Annotated in this window: 14 protein-coding genes and 1 tRNA gene; 9 read left to right on the forward strand and 6 right to left on the reverse strand. The window is 69.7% G+C overall.

Features of this window, described 5'->3' with window-relative positions:
• Positions 1-5: 5 nt before the first annotated feature.
• The 3 genes from BW41_RS10585 to BW41_RS10595 all read left to right on the forward strand — a co-directional run bounded on the left by BW41_RS10585 (position 6) and on the right by BW41_RS10595 (position 2,586).
• A complete protein-coding gene (locus BW41_RS10585) occupies positions 6-953 on the forward strand; it encodes a M23 family metallopeptidase (RefSeq protein ID WP_081793047.1) in 948 nt (315 codons plus the stop codon).
• A 20-nt stretch (positions 954-973) separates the two neighbouring features.
• Positions 974-2,203 carry a tyrosine--tRNA ligase gene (tyrS, locus tag BW41_RS10590; RefSeq protein ID WP_037534289.1) on the forward strand — a complete coding sequence of 410 codons (1,230 nt, stop codon included), beginning with the start codon at positions 974-976 and terminating at the stop codon, positions 2,201-2,203.
• Positions 2,204-2,274: 71 nt separating this feature from the next.
• Entirely contained in the window at positions 2,275-2,586 is a 312-nt protein-coding gene (locus BW41_RS10595) for a PilZ domain-containing protein (RefSeq protein ID WP_037534291.1), read from the forward strand.
• A gap of 28 nt (positions 2,587-2,614) precedes the next feature.
• Here the strand turns inward: BW41_RS10595 and recG are convergent, their stop codons facing one another.
• Positions 2,615-4,672 (reverse strand): ATP-dependent DNA helicase RecG, encoded by a 2,058-nt coding sequence (recG, locus tag BW41_RS10600; RefSeq protein WP_037534293.1) that lies wholly within the window; start codon positions 4,670-4,672, stop codon positions 2,615-2,617.
• Between the two features lie 72 nt (positions 4,673-4,744).
• Here recG and BW41_RS10605 point away from each other — a divergent pair, with 72 nt between their 5' ends.
• On the forward strand, positions 4,745-5,011 hold the full coding sequence (locus BW41_RS10605) for an FAD assembly factor SdhE (RefSeq protein WP_037534360.1): 267 nt from the start codon (positions 4,745-4,747) through the stop codon (positions 5,009-5,011).
• Positions 5,012-5,181: 170 nt separating this feature from the next.
• The gene (mfd, locus tag BW41_RS10610; protein ID WP_037534295.1) at positions 5,182-8,664 is read left to right on the forward strand and encodes a transcription-repair coupling factor; all 3,483 of its coding nucleotides are present in this window, start codon (positions 5,182-5,184) and stop codon (positions 8,662-8,664) included.
• A 120-nt stretch (positions 8,665-8,784) separates the two neighbouring features.
• Here the strand turns inward: mfd and BW41_RS10615 are convergent, their stop codons facing one another.
• Together BW41_RS10615 and BW41_RS10620 are read right to left on the reverse strand one after the other, a co-directional pair.
• Positions 8,785-9,198, reverse strand: coding sequence for a YybH family protein (locus BW41_RS10615; protein WP_235199730.1), 414 nt, complete (start codon positions 9,196-9,198; stop codon positions 8,785-8,787).
• Positions 9,195-10,829: an EAL domain-containing protein gene (locus BW41_RS10620; protein WP_037534296.1), complete on the reverse strand. Its 1,635-nt coding sequence runs from the start codon at positions 10,827-10,829 to the stop codon at positions 9,195-9,197. The genes BW41_RS10615 and BW41_RS10620 overlap by 4 nt, the downstream gene beginning before the upstream one ends.
• Positions 10,830-10,927: 98 nt before the next feature.
• Between BW41_RS10620 and moaA the strand changes: the two genes are divergently transcribed.
• The 4 genes from moaA (at position 10,928) to BW41_RS10645 (ending at position 13,601) form a co-directional block, all read left to right on the forward strand.
• On the forward strand, positions 10,928-11,938 hold the full coding sequence (moaA, locus tag BW41_RS10625) for a GTP 3',8-cyclase MoaA (protein ID WP_037534362.1): 1,011 nt from the start codon (positions 10,928-10,930) through the stop codon (positions 11,936-11,938).
• On the forward strand, positions 11,935-12,711 hold the full coding sequence (locus tag BW41_RS10630; RefSeq protein WP_037534298.1) for an NAD kinase: 777 nt from the start codon (positions 11,935-11,937) through the stop codon (positions 12,709-12,711). The genes moaA and BW41_RS10630 overlap by 4 nt, the downstream gene beginning before the upstream one ends.
• Before the next feature lie 310 nt (positions 12,712-13,021).
• Positions 13,022-13,096 (forward strand) — tRNA-Asn (locus BW41_RS10635).
• 307 nt (positions 13,097-13,403) lie between these two features.
• Positions 13,404-13,601, forward strand: coding sequence for a hypothetical protein (locus BW41_RS10645; RefSeq protein ID WP_037534301.1), 198 nt, complete (start codon positions 13,404-13,406; stop codon positions 13,599-13,601).
• A gap of 155 nt (positions 13,602-13,756) precedes the next feature.
• On the opposite strand, the gene BW41_RS10650 is transcribed toward BW41_RS10645, so the two are convergent.
• The 3 genes from BW41_RS10650 to BW41_RS10660 form a co-directional block, all read right to left on the reverse strand.
• A complete protein-coding gene (locus BW41_RS10650; protein WP_152542263.1) occupies positions 13,757-14,779 on the reverse strand; it encodes a YncE family protein in 1,023 nt (340 codons plus the stop codon).
• A gap of 61 nt (positions 14,780-14,840) precedes the next feature.
• Positions 14,841-15,272: a MarR family winged helix-turn-helix transcriptional regulator gene (locus BW41_RS10655; RefSeq protein WP_037534302.1), complete on the reverse strand. Its 432-nt coding sequence runs from the start codon at positions 15,270-15,272 to the stop codon at positions 14,841-14,843.
• An 83-nt stretch (positions 15,273-15,355) separates the two neighbouring features.
• Positions 15,356-16,228: a hypothetical protein gene (locus BW41_RS10660; protein ID WP_051583433.1), complete on the reverse strand. Its 873-nt coding sequence runs from the start codon at positions 16,226-16,228 to the stop codon at positions 15,356-15,358.
• Position 16,229: the final 1 nt, after the last annotated feature.

A 16,229-nucleotide genomic window follows, 5' to 3' on the forward strand; every position in this document is an offset into this window, starting at 1 on the left:
GCCCCCTGCTTCGCCCGCTGCCTCGCCCCCTGCCCGTCGCGACGCCACGACCGACGCGCCCGGCGTGGGAGGCGCGGCCGGTCACCGCCGACGCCCCCGCCGTCGTCGAGCAGGTCCATATCGTCGCGCCCGGCGAGAGCCTCGCCCAGATCGCACAAACTACCGGTGCCGCGGTCGGGCCGATCGCGCAGGCAAACGGGCTCGTCGCCCCCTATGATCTGCGTCCCGGCCAGCGGCTGGTCATTCCGGGCGGCCGCTATCATCGCGTCCAGTCGGGCGAGACGGGCATCGCGATCGCACGCGCCTATGGCGTCGCCTGGTCACGGATCGTCACCGCCAACCAGCTCGCCGAACCCTATATCCTGCGCGCCGGGCAGCGCGTGCTGATCCCCGGCGATCCGGGCCGGCCGCCGAGCGTCGCCGAGCGCGCCGCGGCGTTCCGGCTTGACATCGACGATATCCTCACCGGCGGCGAGCCCGCCACCGCACCGCGGCAGGCCCCGGTGCGGCCGGTCGCCAAGCCCGGTCGCGAGCTGCCGCCGACCGCGGTGGTCGCGGCGCCGGCGCGCTTGCAGGGCGGCTTTGCCTGGCCGGTCGACGGGCAGATCGTCCGCCGCTTCGGCCCCGGCCGCAGCGGCGAGCGCAACGACGGCATCAAGATCGCCGTACCGGTCTCCACCCCGATTCATGCCACCGCCGATGGCGTCGTCGCTTATGCGGGTGACGGCATCGCCGCGCTCGGCGGGCTGATCATCATCCGCCACGGCAATGGCTGGACCAGCGTCTACGGCCATGCCGCCAAATTGCTCGTCGCGCGCGGGCAGAGCGTCAAGCGTGGCCAGACGATCGCGTTGTCCGGCGACACCGGCTTCGCCGACCAGCCCGAGCTGCATTTCGAACTGCGCAAGGGCCGCACCCCGGTCGATCCGCTCAGCCAGTTGCCGCGGCGCTGACGGGGCGGTAACCGGCGCGGATGACCTACCAGTCCGATCTGCTCCGCACGCTGGATAGCCGCGGCTATCTCCACCAGCTCACCGACGCGACCGCGCTCGATACGCTCGCCACGCGGCAGGTGGTGCCGGGCTATATCGGCTTCGATCCGACCGCGCCGTCGCTCCACGTCGGCAGCCTGGTGCAGATCATGCTGCTCCGTCGTCTCCAGCAGACCGGCCACAAGCCAATCGTGCTGATGGGCGGCGGCACCGGCAAGATCGGTGATCCGAGCTTCAAGGACGAGGCGCGCAAATTGTCGAGCGACGAGACGATCGCCGCCAATATCGCCGGCATCCAGCGCATCTTCGAACGCTTCCTCAGCTTTGGCGACGGGCCGAGCGACGCGGTGATGGTCAACAATGCCGAGTGGCTCGACCGGCTCGAATATATCCCCTTCCTGCGCGAGGTCGGGCAGCATTTCAGCGTCAACCGCATGCTCAGCTTCGATTCGGTCAAGCTGCGCCTCGACCGCGAACAGTCGCTCAGCTTCCTCGAATTCAACTACATGATCCTGCAGGGCTATGACTTCCGCGAACTGGCACGGCGGCAGGGCGTGCGGCTGCAGATGGGCGGCAGCGATCAATGGGGCAATATCGTCAACGGCGTCGAGCTGGCGCGGCGGATGGACGGCAGCGAGGTCTATGGCGTCACCACGCCGCTGCTCACCACCGCCGACGGGCAGAAGATGGGCAAGACGGTCGCGGGCGCGGTCTGGCTGCACGAGGACCAGCTGCCGCACTTCGATTACTGGCAGTTCTGGCGCAACACCGACGATCGCGACGTCGGCCGCTTCCTGCGCCTGTTCACCGATCTGCCGCTCGACGAGATCGCGCGGCTCGAGGCTCTGCCCGGCGCCGAGATCAACGAGGCGAAGAAGGTGCTCGCCAACGAAGCCACCGCGATGTGCCGCGGCCGCGCCGCCGCCGAGGAAGCCGCGGAAACCGCCCGCCGCACCTTCGAAGAGGGTACGAGCGGCGCGGCGCTGCCGCGGGTCGCGGTGGCGGGCGGATCGATCGCCTTGGTCGACGCGCTGGTCGCGCTCGGCTTCGCCAAGTCGAAGGGCGAGGCGCGGCGCCTGATCGCCGGCGGCGGTGCGCGCGTCGACGGCGAGAAGGTCACCGATGAGGCGGCGTCGATCGCGCTGGGCACCGACGACGTCCGTATCTCGTCCGGCAAGAAGCTGCACGGATTGCTCACCCCGGATCGGTAAGCAATCGTCAACACCTTCGCCGCTAAGGTTATGTCCGAAATGGTTGGTTTTCGGATGTATCGGGGACGACAGTGACGATTGCCAGAACCGACCCGATCGACGACCGCGCCGAGCCGCGCGACGAGGTGCACTTCCGCAGCAGCGTGGTGCTGGCCGACCAGCGCCGCCTGCCTGCGCTGGTGGTCAATCTGTCGCCATCGGGTCTGATGATCCGCTGCGACGCGCCGGTCGCCGCCGGCGAATGGCTCTGGATCCGGCTGCCCGCGATCGGTGACGTCCGCGTCGCCGTCCGCTGGGCGCTGGGCGGACGGATCGGCTGCCTGATGGAGCGGCCGATCCCCGCGAACCGCTACCATGCCGTGCTGGGGGCCATGGCAGGGTAGCGGTTCTGCGGCGCCGAACCGCGGCGGCTTACCCGGATCGCAGCAGCGCCACGCCCGCATCGCGATCAAACAGATAGAGCGCGACGCGCGCCGCCTGCCCGCGCACGCCCTCGAGCCCGCCGTCGCGGTCGATCAGCAGGCGGGCATCGTCCTGCGCGCAGTGCAGCAGGTCGCTCAGCATCTCGGGCAACGCTAGCCGGAACATCACCTCGCCCGACTGGCGCGTGCCGAGCAATTCGCCGCCGCCGCGCAGCCGCAGATCCTCCTCGGCGATGCGGAAGCCGTCGTTGCTCTCCCGCATCAGCGCGAGCCGGGCGCGCGACGTCTCGCTCAGCGCCGATCCGCGCAGCAGCAGGCAGCGCGACAGGCCGCCGCCGCGCCCGACGCGACCGCGCAGCTGGTGCAGCTGGGCAAGGCCGAAGCGATCGGCATGTTCGATGACGATCAGCGTTGCATTGGGCACGTCGACGCCGACCTCGATCACCGTCGTCGCGACCAGCACGCTCAGCCGGTTGCCGGCGAAGGCCTCCATCACCGCGTCCTTCTCGGCGGGCTTCATCCGGCCGTGGACGACGCCGATTCGCTCGCCGAACCGCTGGCGCAGCGTTTCGGCGCGCATCTCGGCGGCGGCAAGGTCGCTCTTCTCGCTTTCCTCGACCAGCGGGCAGACCCAATAGGCCTGGCCGCCGTCGGCCATATGGCGGCCGATCGCGTTGATCACCTCGTCGAGCCGGTCTTCGGAGACGACACGCGTCTCGATCGGTTCGCGCCCCGGCGGCATCTCGTCGAGCCGGCTGACGTCCATCTCGCCATATTGCGCCAGCGTCAGCGTGCGCGGGATCGGCGTCGCGGTCATCGCCAACAGGTGCGGCGGCGCCTTGCCCTTGGCCTGCAACAGCATCCGCTGCGCGACGCCGAAGCGATGCTGTTCGTCGACGACGACGAGGCCGAGGTCCTTGTAGCCGACCGCATCCTGGAAGATCGCATGCGTGCCGACGAGGATGTCGATCTCGCCGCTGGCGAGCGCCATCAGCGTCGCTTCCCGCGCGCGCCCCTTGTCGCGGCCGGTGAGCACGGCAATTTCGATCGGCAGACCGGCGAGCAACTTGCGCAGGCTTTCGTAATGCTGGCGCGCGAGGATTTCGGTCGGCGCCAGCATCGCCCCCTGCGCCCCCGCCTCGACCGCGATCAGCAGCGCCATCGCCGCGACCAGCGTCTTGCCCGAGCCGACATCGCCTTGCAGCAGCCGCAGCATCGGCGCGGTCTGCGCCAGATCGCCCTCGATCTCCGCCACCGCGCGGCTCTGCGCCCCGGTCGGCGTATAGGGAAGGCGCAGCAGATCGCGCAGCCGCCCGTCGCCGACCAGCGCCCGGCCCTTGCGCTTGCGCGTGTCGGCGCGGACCAACGTCAGCGCGAGCTGGTTGGCGAAGATCTCGTCATAGGCGAGCCGTTCGCGCGCAGGCTTGTCGGCGGGGTCGGCGTGGATGCGCTGCAACGCCTCGCGCCAGTCGGGCCAGCCGCGCTTCGCCTTGAGCCCCGGCTCGATCCATTCACCGAGGTCGGGCGCGCGCGCGATCGCCTGCGCGGCGAAGCCGGCGAGGCGGCGCGAGGTGAGGCCTTCCGACAGCGGATAGATTGCCTCGCGCTCGCGGAACGCCTCGTCGCCGTCGCCGCCGACGATCTCCGGGTGGATGATCTGCAGCGTCTCGCCATAGCTTTCGAGCTTGCCCGAGACGCGGCGCGGCTCGCCGATCGGCAGCAGCTTCTTCACCCAGCCCGACGATCCGCCGAAATAGACGAGGCTGACGATATTGCCCGCCGCGTCGCTCGCCTGCACGCGCGTCGGTCCGCGGCCGGTGCTGGTGCGATAATCGCGCGGCGTCAGCGTGATCGCGATGATGCGGCCGGCGTCCGCGACGTCGAGTTCCTCGCGCGGCAGGCGATCGATCCAGCCGCTCGGCAGGTGGAAGGCGACATCGACGACGCGGGCGAGGCCGAGCCGGTCGAGCGGCTTGGCGAGCCCGGGCCCGACCCCCTTGAGCGCGGTGACTTCGGCGAACAGCGGATTGAGGATATCGGGGCGCATGACTACATGACCGCTATACCGCACCCGACCGGCGCTACCAGCGCCTGCCGGGCAATTCGTATGGGATATTCGATGGATCACGCCACCCGGCTGAAGCGCCTCAAGTTCCGCAGCTGGCATCGCGGAACCAAGGAGGCCGATCTGATGATCGGCGGCTTCTTCGACCGCTACGGGGCGGACTGGACGCCCGCCGAGCTCGACTGGTTCGAAGCGCTGCTCGAAGAGCAGGATGTCGACATCATGGGCTGGGCGATCGGCTCGCTGCCCTGCCCGCCCGCCTGGGACGGGCCGATGATGGCGCGGATGCGGACGCTGAGCTACGTGCCGGTCGCGGAATAGCTCGGCAAAGTACCTGCCACGCGGCGTTGGTATTCCCGCGAACGCGGGAATTCAGAGCCACGTAGAACAACAGGCGTGGTGATCCTAACCCTAGGCTCCCGCGTTCGCGGGAGCGATCAACACGTTACCATAGCTCGCCCGTTCGTACGCGCCCCCTAACCGGAACACTGATGCCCGATCTGAAGACGATCCTTTCCGCCACCTCGCCCCTGACGCTCGCCGGCGTCCCGGTCGGCTTCCAGCCGGCGCTGCTCGCCGATCTGGCGCGCGCCGCGGCGCATAACGGCAAGGGCGGGCGCGCGGTGTTCATCGCGCCGGACGATGCGGCGATGCGCGCGGTCGCGGCGACCGCCGCCTTCTTCGCGCCGGAGCTGGAGGTGATCAGCTTTCCGGCCTGGGACTGCCTGCCCTATGATCGCGCCAGCCCGACGCTGCGCATCATGGCGGAGCGGATCGCGGCGCTGTGGCGGTTGCAGCAGCCCGCGAAGACGCCGCAACTCGTGCTCACCACCGCCAATGCGGCGACGCAGCGCGTGCTCACCCCGTTCCGCATCCGCCAGCTCGTCGCGACGCTGGAGCCGGGCGCGCGCATCGACCGCGACGATCTCGCGACGCTGTTGCAGGCGAACGGCTATGTCCGCACCGAGACGGTGCACGACCAAGGCGAATATGCGGTGCGCGGCGGCATCGTCGATCTGTTCCCGAGCGGCGAGGAGCAGGCGCTGCGGCTCGACTTCTTCGGCGACGAGATCGAGACGGTGCGCACCTTCAGCCCGGAGGACCAGCGCACCACCGGGCGGATCGACGGTTTCACCTTGCTGCCCGCCTCCGAAGCCCTGCTCGACGAGGAGTCGATCAAGCGCTTCCGCACCCGCTATCGCGAAAAGTTCGGCGCGACCGCGACCGGCGATCCGCTCTATCAGGCGATCAGCGACGGGCGGCGGCTCGCCGGCATGGAACATTGGCTGCCGCTGTTCGAGGACAAGCTGGCGACGCTGTTCGATCACCTCGCCCCCGGCGACGTGGTGGTGCGCGATTTCGGCGTCGCCGGCGCCGCCGAGGCGCGGATGGAGGCGATCGCCGATTATTTCGAGAACCGCCGCCGTGCCGAGGCGGCGCAGCCGGGCAGCTATCGCCCCCTCGCCGCCAGGACGCTCTACCTCGACGCCAAGGAATGGGCGGCGGGACTGGAGGCGGCGCGCGCGCATCTGACCTCGCCGTTCCACGAGCCGGAAAGCCCGCGCGTGCTCGACTTCAACGTCGACGGCCCGCGCGATTTCGCGCCCGAGCGCGCCGCCAACGCCAACGTCTACGAAGCGGTGGTCGATCACCTCAAGGCGCTGCGCAAGGCGGGCAAGAAGCCGGTGCTGGCGAGCTATTCGGCGGGCGCGCGCGAACGGCTCGGCCATCTGCTGAAAGATCACGGCCTCGCTGGCGGCAAGGTGGCCGACAGCTGGCAGGACGCGCTCGGCATCGCCGATACCGGCAAGTCGGCGGGCGTCGCGCTCGTCGTGCTGCCGCTCGATCACGGCTTCACCGCGCCCGACGTGGCGGTGCTGACCGAGCAGGACATGCTCGGCGACCGGCTGGTCCGGCGCGCCAAGCGCAAGAAGTCGGCGGACGCCTTCCTTGCCGAACTCGCCGCGCTGACGCCGGGCGACCTCGTCGTCCACAGCGATCACGGCATCGGCAAATATCTCGGCCTGACCTCGATCCCCGTCGGCAAGAGCCCGCACGATTGCGTCGCGGTCGAATATGCCGGCGGCGACAAGCTCTTCGTCCCGGTCGAGAATCTCGAAGTACTGTCGCGCTACGGCTCGAACGAGGAGGGCGCGAGCCTCGACCGGCTCGGCGGCGAGGCGTGGCAGCGGCGCAAGTCGCGGATGAAGGAGCGGATCCGCGAGATCGCCGGCGAACTTATCAAGACCGCCGCCGAACGTGCGCTCCATCCCGGCGATGTGCTCGAACCCGACGCGAGCGGCTATCCGAGCTTCGTCGACCGCTTCCCTTATGCCGAGACGGACGATCAGGACCGCGCCATCGACGACGTGCTCGGCGACCTGTCGGCGGGCAAGCCGATGGACCGGCTGATCGTCGGCGACGTCGGCTTCGGCAAGACCGAGATCGCGCTGCGCGCCGCCTTCGTCGCGGCGATGGCGGGCAAGCAGGTCGCGGTGGTCTGCCCGACGACCCTGCTCGCGCGCCAGCATTACAACAATTTCAGCGCGCGCTTCGAAGGCTTTCCGATGAACATGGGGCGGCTGTCGCGGCTCGTCCCCGCCGGCGAGGCGAAGGCGGTCAAGGAAGGGCTCGCCGCCGGGACGATCGACGTGGTGATCGGCACGCACGCGCTGCTCGCCAAAAACATCGATTTCAAGCGACTTGGCCTCGTCATCGTCGACGAGGAGCAAAGGTTCGGCGTCACCCACAAGGAGCGGCTGAAGGCCCTGCGCGCCGACGTCCATATGCTGACGCTGACCGCGACGCCGATCCCGCGCACCTTGCAGATGGCGATGAGCGGTATCCGCGAATTGTCGGTGATCCAGACGCCGCCGGTCGACCGGCTCGCGGTGCGCACCTATGTCATCCCCTGGGACCCGGTGGTACTGCGCGAGGCGTTGCTGCGCGAACATTATCGCGGCGGGCAAAGCTTCCTCGTCACCCCGCGTGTCGCCGACCTGCCCGATATCGAGGACTATCTCCGCAACGAGGTGCCCGAGATCCGCTACGTCATCGCGCACGGCCAGATGACACCGACCGAGGTCGAGGAACGGATGAGCGCCTTCTACGACAAGAAGTTCGAGGTGCTCGTCTCGACGACGATCATCGAGAGCGGCATCGACATCGCCTCCGCCAATACGATCATCGTCAACCGCGCCGACCGCTTCGGCCTCGCCCAGCTCTATCAGCTGCGCGGACGCGTCGGCCGGTCGAAGACCCGCGCCTATGCCTATCTGGTGACACCGCCCGAGCGGCAGATGACCGAGACGGCGGAAAAGCGGCTCAAGGTGCTGTCCGATCTTGATTCGCTCGGCGCGGGCTTCCAGCTTGCCAGCCACGACCTCGACATTCGCGGCGCGGGCAATCTGCTCGGCGACGAGCAATCGGGGCATATCAAGGAGGTCGGCTACGAACTTTACCAGTCGATGCTGGAAGAGGCGATCATGGACGCCAAGGCGGGCGGGCTCGCGACGCGTCCGCGCGACTTCTCGCCGCAGATCACGGTGGATGCGCCGATCCTCATCCCCGACGATTACGTACCCGACCTCGACCTGCGCATGGGCCTCTACCGCCGCCTCAACGAACTGGAGGACAAGGCCGAGATCGAGGCCTTCGCCGCGGAGATGATCGACCGGTTCGGGCCGCTCCCCGATCCGACCGACAATCTGATCCGGGTGATCGAGATCAAGTTGAACGCGCGGCGGGCGTGCATCGCCAAGATGGACGTCGGCCCGCGCGGCGTGCTGGTCGGCTTCCACGACGATACCCCGCCCAATGTCGCGGGGTTGCTCGCCTATGTCGAGCGGCTCGGCGGCGTCGCCAAGCTGCGCCCCGACAGCAAGCTGGTGCTGCAACGCGCCTGGCCCGACGCCAAGTCGCGGCTGCACGGCGCGCTGCAATTGTCGAAGGGGCTGGCGAAGGCGGCGGGTTAAGGTCGGGGCGCCGTTGGGGGATTTCGCGGCGCGTCGACCAGCTCAGCGGAGATGGAGGCAGGAGGACATCACGGTTGCCGTCAGTCTGACCTTGTCGAAGGGCGTGTGGGCCCCCGCCGCTCAGCTGCTATGGTCGGACACGATACGCCAACCGGCCGGCTGCCGTTCGAACAGCAAGGAGGTGACGCCCGCATCCTGCCGCCCGCCGGGATAATCGAGCCGCCATTGCGCCCACAACATTTGGTGCGTCGCGTCGATCCCGCGCGAGCCGAGGATGCGGAACGACAGCCGGCCGCGCTTCGCCGCATCCTTGCCATAGCTGCGGTCGTAGCGGGCGGCGATCGCCGCCTTGCCGCGGACCAGCCCCGCCTTGGTGACGAACACCGCATCCTCTGCATAGATGGCGAGGAAGCGTGGCATATCGCCCGCGCTCCAGCCGGCGGCGCTGTCGGTCAAGGCGGCAGCGATCGCCGCTTCCGCATCGGCGGGCACCGCCGGACTGGCCACCGCCAACAGCATCATCGTCGCGATCATTCGCCTTCCTCCACCCGTGCGACCAGCGCCGCCTCATCGAGCGGTTCGGCGAGCCAATAGCCTTGCAGATAGGTACAGCCTTCGGCGGCCAGCAAGCCATGCTGCACATCGCTCTCGACGCCCTCGGCGATCACCGGCAGGTCCAATGAGCGCGCCAGCGTCATCACCGCGCGCACCACGCCGCGATGCCGCGCATTGCCGTCGATCGCGCAGGCGAGCGCCTTGTCGAGCTTGAGATAATCGAGCGGCAGCGCGGTGAGATAGGCGAGGCTCGAATAGCCGGTGCCGAAATCGTCGAGCGCGACGCGCACGCCGGCGTCGCGCAGCGTCGCGAGGACCGCCGCCGCCGCCTCGAGATTGCGGATCGCGCCGGTCTCGGTGATCTCGACGGTGAGCCGGTCGAAGGGAACGCCGCTCGCCTGCACGCGGGCGAGGAACAAGGCGGCGAAGCCCGGCCGGCCGAGATCGCCCGCGGTGAGGTTGAGCGAGACGCGCAAATGGTCGAGCGCGGCGGGCCAGGCGGCGACGCGGGCGAGCACCAGCCGCTGGATATGATCGGACAAGGCGATGCCGAGATCGGCGCGGTCGGCGGCGGCGAACAGCGCGTCGGCGCCGAGCGGGCCGAGCCGGCCGTGCGTCCAGCGCGCCAGCGCCTCGACGCCGGTGATCCGCGGCGAATCGAACCGCGCCTGCGGCTGGAACAGCACGTCGATCTCACCGCGCTCGATCGCGAGGTGCAGGTCGATCGCCAGCGAATCGAGCGGCGCCGCGCCTTCCGGACCGGCGATGCGGATCATCGCGCCGTCGCTCGCCTTGGCGTCGCGCAACGCCTCGCCGGCGCGGCGGAGCAGGCGCACGGCATCGTCGTCGGGGCCGCTCACCGCCATGCCCCAGCGACTGCCGAGCACCGCCTGCCGCTGACCGATCGGCAGCGGCTGCGCCAGCGCGGCGTCGAGCGCGGCGGCGAGCGTCGTCATCACCTCGGGCGACGCGGCGGCGGCGACGACGATCTCGCCACCCGCCGGCGCCGCGACGAAGCCGGCGGGGCCGAGCAGCGCGCGGGTGATCGCGGTGACGCGCGCGCGCGCCGCGGCGATCGAGGCATCGCCCACCGCCCGCCCGCGCGCGGCGTTGAGGATGTCGAGCCGCGACAGCGCGATCCGCAGCACGCCGACCGCATCCCCCGCCGCGCGCCGCGCGGACAGCCAGACCGCCGCATCGGGCGCCTCGGCCGGCTCGCCGATGCCGTGATTGCGCCGGTCGATCGGCGCGCGGGCGGCGAACCGGGCGACCTGCAAGCGTTCGTCCGCATCGTTGCGGTCGATCAGGAAATGCGTCGCACCGGCCGCGTGCAGTGCCTCGAGCGGCCCGAGATCGTCGACCCAGGCGAGCAGCGCACCACCGGTCGCCGCGGCCAGGCCGCCGAGCGCGCGCACGCCGACGAGCCCGCCGTCCGGATCGTCGCGCCCGTCGACGACGAGCAACGCCGCCGCGCTGGCGAGCGCGCGCGCCGCGACGCCGTCGCCGCCGTCGTCGGGCACGACGCGCCAGCCCGGCCAATCGGCCGCTGCCGCCGCGCCGCGGGCGCCCGATACGATGAACAGCGTCGCGCGCTCCGCCTCTGTAACCATTGCCGCCTGCCTAAGCTGCTGACAGCGCAGCGGCAATGCCGCCGCATAGGAAACGGAACGGACTTGTCCGCTAACGGTTGACCGCTTAGCTCCTGATGATGACCAGCCTTCCCCAATCCGCTCAGCCGCTGGTCGATCCGCAGGGTCGCACCATCCGCTATCTGCGCATCTCGGTTACCGACCGGTGCGACCTGCGCTGCCGCTATTGCATGGCCGAGCAGATGACCTTCCTGCCGCGCGCCGCGCTGCTCAGTCTCGACGAGATCGCGATCATCGCCGAGCGCTTCATCGCGCGCGGCGTCACCAAGATCCGCCTGTCGGGCGGCGAGCCGCTGGTCCGGCGTGACGTCGGCGATCTCGTCCGCCGGCTTGGCCGCCATGTCGGCACCGGGCTCGACGAGCTGACGATGACCACCAATGCGACGCGGCTGGAGAGCTATGCCGGCGCGATGGTCGACGCGGGCATCCGCCGGATCAACGTCAGCCTCGACAGCCTCGACGCCGACCGTTTCCGCTACATCACCCGCCACGGCGATCTCGACCAGGTTCTGCGCGGCATCGCCGCGGCACGCGCCGCGGGGCTGGCGGTGAAGATCAACATGGTCGCGCTGGCGGGGCTCAACGAGGACGAGATACCGGCGATGCTGCGCTGGTGTGTCGACGAGGGCCACGACCTGTCGCTGATCGAGACGATGCCGCTCGGCGCGATCGACGAGGATCGCACCGACCGTTTCGTGCCGCTGACCCGCGTGCTCGCCGATCTTCAGACGCAGTTCGCGCTGACCCGCGATTCGCACCGCACCGGCGGCCCGGCGCGCTATTGGCGCGTCGGCGACAGCAAGACGCGGCTCGGGCTGATCTCGCCGCTCACCGCCAATTTCTGCGACGGCTGCAACCGCGTGCGGTTGACCACCGAGGGCAAATTGTATCTCTGTCTCGGCCATGACGATCAGGTCGACCTCAAGGCTGCGTTGCGCGACGGCGGGATCGAAGGACTCGACGCCGCAATCGACATCGGCCTGTCGCGCAAGCCGGCGCGGCATGATTTCCGCATCGCCAGCGGCGCGGCGCCGGCCGTCGCGCGGCATATGAGCGTCACCGGCGGATGAGCTACGAGCGGCGGGCGCTGGTCGCCTCTCCGACCGCGCCGGCCCAGGCCGCCGCGGCGGAGATCGCCGACGCGCTCGACTGGGTAGATCCCTCGGGCGCCGACGTGCTGATCGCGCTTGGCGGAGACGGTTTCATGTTGCAGACGCTGCATGGCCTGCTCGATCGCCGCGGCCCGCCGGTGCCGGTGTTCGGCATGAACCTCGGCACGGTCGGCTTTCTGATGAACGAATGGCGGCGGCACGGCATCGCCGAACGGCTGAACCGCGCCAAGTCGTTCAAGGTGACGCCGCTCGCCGCGACGATCACCGGCATCGACGGCCGCGTCCATCAGGCACCCGCGATCAACGAGGTGTCGCTGCTCCGCGAGACGCGGCAGACCGCCAAGCTGGAGGTGACGGTCAACGACCGGATCGTCATGCCCGAACTCGCCTGCGACGGCATCCTGGTGGCGACGCCGGCCGGGTCGACGGCCTATAATCTGTCGGCGCAGGGGCCGATCCTGCCGCTCGGCTCCAACATGCTCGCGCTGACCCCGATCAGCCCGTTCCGCCCCAGGCGCTGGCGCGGCGCGATCCTGCCCGACAAGGCGCGCATCACGCTGCGTGTCCTCGACCCCGCCAAGCGCCCGGTCTCCGCCGTCGCCGACCAGCGCGAATTCCGCGACGTCGCCGAAGTTTCGATCTGCATGGACCGCGCGCGCGAGCTGACCTTGCTGTTCGATCCCGAACACGCGCTCGACGACCGGATCACGATGGAGCAATTCGTCGCCTGACCGGCGCGCGTGCAGGACCACCGGCGCTCCAACCCGTCAAGTGATCCCGCTCCCGGCCAATGCCGTGTCAGACACCTGCGAAGGCGCGAAGATCGAACGCGGCAGCGCCCCTCTCTGCTGATCCGCCGAAGCGAGACGGGTCCTGCCTGATCCGAAAGCCTCCGTACCTCGACACGCGCGCCCTCTTCTCCGCGTCTCCGCCCGAATTCTCGATCGCCCACCCCGGCAGCGCACGAAGCTGTGGAAAAACGTGACAACGGGGTTGCACTGCAATTTTTGGCGGCTATAGACCCCCTCCACGACGCAGCGTTCCCTGATAGCTCAGCGGTAGAGCTCTCGACTGTTAATCGAGCGGCCGTAGGTTCGAATCCTACTCAGGGAGCCATTTTTCACCGATCGCGTGTGAAAACCGGCTTGCGTTCGTTCCCCACCCCCGACATCATCCCCGCAGACGAGGGGCGTAGACGCTCCCGCTGGAGAGCGATGATGATGGTCTTCCTGGAAGTGGCAATCGGTGCGACCGCCGTGGCCCTGCTCAGCATCCCCGTGGTGATCGCGCTGGTCGACCGGCGCAAGCTCACCAGACCGGAATAAGCGCCGTCCCGCGCGCGGGACCAGCCAGCGTTAGTGCACGCGACACGAATTGCGTCTAGAGCGGCGGCGTCACCGTCACTCTGGAACAGGATTTCATCGTGGAATCGCCGGCCCCCATCACCGCGCAACTCGTCGCCTCGATCCATCAGCCGTGGCGGGCGTCGGTGCGCGAATGCCTTGACCGCTGGCAGCGGCTCGACGCGGCAGCGCGCGCATCGGCCTATCTGGTCCTCGAAGGGCCGGAGCCGAACCTGCGCCGCACGCTCAATGCGGTGGAGATCGCCAAGCTCGCCTGAGACCCCGGCGCGCGGCTAGTTGCCGAGCGCGAACCACGCGAGGATCGCCAGCGCGATCAGCGTGATCACGCCGACGAACATCATCATGCGGGGCAGTGCGTCGCGCTGGGGTCGTTCGTCGCTGTCGGTCATCGTCGATCCTTGTCTGTCGGAAGTCAGGCGAGCACCGCCGCATCGGGTGACTTACCGGTGGCGAAGCCGCCGGTGATCGCCCAGCGCCGCAGGTCGATGATCGCCACCCGGTCGCTGTCGAGCGAGGCGAACAGCGTATCGCCGAACAGGTTGAGCCCGTTGGCGGCGGCGTCGAGCGGCAGCCGGTCCTGCTCGGCGAGCGTCACCGGATCGAGCCGCGTCAGGCTCCGGTCGGCGGTATTGGCGACGATCAGCCGGCCGTCCGCCGCCGTGACGATCCGCACTGCCTCGCCGCGCATCGTCCGGCGGTTGCGTTCGGCCAGCGTCCCCGCATCGAGCGAGTGGAGCGTGCCGGCGGGGCGATCGATGACATAGAGCGTGCGCTCGTCGAGGCTGAGCGTCATGCCCTCCGGCGCGGTGCCGATAGCGCGACGCAGCGGCGCGGTGCCGATGTCCTCGGGATCGACGGCGATGACGCCGCCGCTCAACGTATCGGCGACATAGGCGCGCGATCCGTCGCGCCGGAGCACGAGATAGTGGCTGCGCGCGCCGCCGACCGGGATCAGCCGCGAGGGCGCGTCATCGGTCGCCGGGTGATCGAAGCGCGCGAGGACGCTGTCCGCCTCGGCGAGCACGTAGAGACGCCCCTGCCGGTCGAGTCGCACCGCGTGGAGCCGACCCAGCGGCGACAGGTCGATCGTCCGCGCCAGCGCCCGGCGGTGGAGATCGATCACCCAGATCGCACTGCCCCCCGCCCCCGGCGCCTTCCAGCTCTCGACGCCATAATGGCCGACATAGGCGAAGCGGCCGGCAGCATCGGCGGCGATCTCATGTGGCTGCGTGCCGAGGTGCAGCGTCGCGACCGGCGATCCGCCCGGCACCTCGTAAAAGCCGATGCCACCCGCCCTCTTCTCGATCAGGGCGAGCGTCTGACGGCTGGCTTCGGAGGTTGCGGGTTGCGCGGCGGCGCGGACGCCGAGCGCCATCGCCGCGACACCGCCGCCGGCCAGCATCCACAATCCCTGCCGTCGATCGATCAATGCCATAGCTCCTTCATCATGGGGTGAAGGATCGAACCACCGCCGGAGTTCCCGTCGGCGGCGCAGTCTATTCGGCGAGCGCGCGGCGCAAGGCGGCGACTTCGCGGTTGAGCGCGGCGAGCCGTTCCGGCGCCATGCCGCTGCGCGCGACGATCAGCGGGGCGAGGCAGCCGGTCTCCGCCCAGCAGGCCTCGCCCGCGTCGGTCAGGCGCACGCGCACCTGCCGCTCGTCGGCGGGGTTGCGCAGCCGCGTCACCAGTCCCGCCGCCTCGAGCCGCTTGGCGAGCGGGGTGATCGTGCTCGGCTCGAGCGCCAACCGCTCGGCGATCTCGCCGATCGCGCGGCCGTCCGCGGCGCCGTGCAGCACCTGCAGGACGAGGAATTGCGGATAGGTGATGCCGAGCCGGTCGAGCACCGGCTTATAGGCGCGGTTGATCGCGATGGTCGCCGCGTAGAGCGAGAAACACAATTGTTCGTCGAGCGGTAGCGGATCGGCCATCGGATCTCCTCACCGGCGGGCGATAGCGCAGCAGGCGCATGCCGGGCAACGCGCGCGGTCGGGTGACCCGCCGCGCCGCGCCATCAATAGGCGAGCGACACGGACCAGGTGACGAGCGGGACGATCCGCGCCGTCTCGCCATCCGGACCGCTCAGCCGGGCGAGGCGGCGGTCACGATGCAAGGCGAGCGCCTCCCAGCGGATCGTCCCCGGCGTCGCACCGAGCCGGAACGGCTTGACCAGCGCGGCGCCGGCGCTGGCGAACACCCGGTCGCCGCTGCCCGCGCCATAGAAGCCGTGCCAGCCGATGCCGAGCGCGAGCGGCAGACTGAGCTTCGCCGCCCCATCGCCCTCACCGAGCGAGACCGCCGGTTCCGCCCCCGCCTGCGTATAGACGCCACCGTCGCCCTTCGGCCGCATCGTCACGACGAAGGTCGGCGACAGCGCGTCATCGTGCGCGAGCGACAGGCTCGCCTCGTGCGTCGTCCCGGCGATGCCGTTGGGACTGGCCTTGACCGTATAGATGACGGCGGTGCGCAGCGCCTTGCTCGGCGCGAGCACCAAAGCGGCGAGCGTGTTGCTCTCATACCAGCCGCGTGGCGCCGTTCGCTCCGCGAGGCGGGGGGTGTGGAAGCCGTTGCTGGTGCGCAGGAGGAACCAGCCGCCCGGATCGCCACCGTCCCGCCGCCATAGGTCGAGCGCCGCGCCGAGCTGTAGATGGACGGGCAGCCTGTCGAGAACGGCGCGGTCGTCGTCATAGCTGCCGCGGGCGAAATCGCCGTTGCGCGCATCGAGCCCCGCGCTGAGATGAAAGCGCCCCGCGCCGGCTGTGTCGCTGCCGATCGTCGCATCTTCGGTATCGATGGTCGGCACCTGCGCGCCGGCCGCGGCAGCGACGAACACCGCCGCCACGATCGCGCCGCCGCACCGGGTCCAAAATATCCTGTCGTCGATCATC

The sequence above is a fragment of the Sphingomonas sp. RIT328 genome (genome assembly GCF_000632225.1).
In the GTDB taxonomy this organism is placed as follows: domain Bacteria; phylum Pseudomonadota; class Alphaproteobacteria; order Sphingomonadales; family Sphingomonadaceae; genus Sphingomonas; species Sphingomonas kyungheensis.

Excerpts from the sequence above, each read along its gene's own strand:
- tyrS (WP_037534289.1), top strand. The coding sequence starts at position 974 with ATGACCTACCAGTCCGATCTGCTCCGCACGCTGGATAGCCGCGGCTAT.
- recG (WP_037534293.1), bottom strand. The coding sequence starts at position 4,672 with ATGCGCCCCGATATCCTCAATCCGCTGTTCGCCGAAGTCACCGCGCTC.
- BW41_RS10605 (WP_037534360.1), top strand. The coding sequence starts at position 4,745 with ATGGATCACGCCACCCGGCTGAAGCGCCTCAAGTTCCGCAGCTGGCAT.
- mfd (WP_037534295.1), top strand. The coding sequence starts at position 5,182 with ATGCCCGATCTGAAGACGATCCTTTCCGCCACCTCGCCCCTGACGCTC.
- BW41_RS10615 (WP_235199730.1), bottom strand. The coding sequence starts at position 9,198 with ATGATCGCGACGATGATGCTGTTGGCGGTGGCCAGTCCGGCGGTGCCC.
- BW41_RS10620 (WP_037534296.1), bottom strand. The coding sequence starts at position 10,829 with ATGGTTACAGAGGCGGAGCGCGCGACGCTGTTCATCGTATCGGGCGCC.
- moaA (WP_037534362.1), top strand. The coding sequence starts at position 10,928 with ATGACCAGCCTTCCCCAATCCGCTCAGCCGCTGGTCGATCCGCAGGGT.
- BW41_RS10630 (WP_037534298.1), top strand. The coding sequence starts at position 11,935 with ATGAGCTACGAGCGGCGGGCGCTGGTCGCCTCTCCGACCGCGCCGGCC.
- BW41_RS10650 (WP_152542263.1), bottom strand. The coding sequence starts at position 14,779 with ATGGCATTGATCGATCGACGGCAGGGATTGTGGATGCTGGCCGGCGGC.
- BW41_RS10655 (WP_037534302.1), bottom strand. The coding sequence starts at position 15,272 with ATGGCCGATCCGCTACCGCTCGACGAACAATTGTGTTTCTCGCTCTAC.
- BW41_RS10660 (WP_051583433.1), bottom strand. The coding sequence starts at position 16,228 with ATGATCGACGACAGGATATTTTGGACCCGGTGCGGCGGCGCGATCGTG.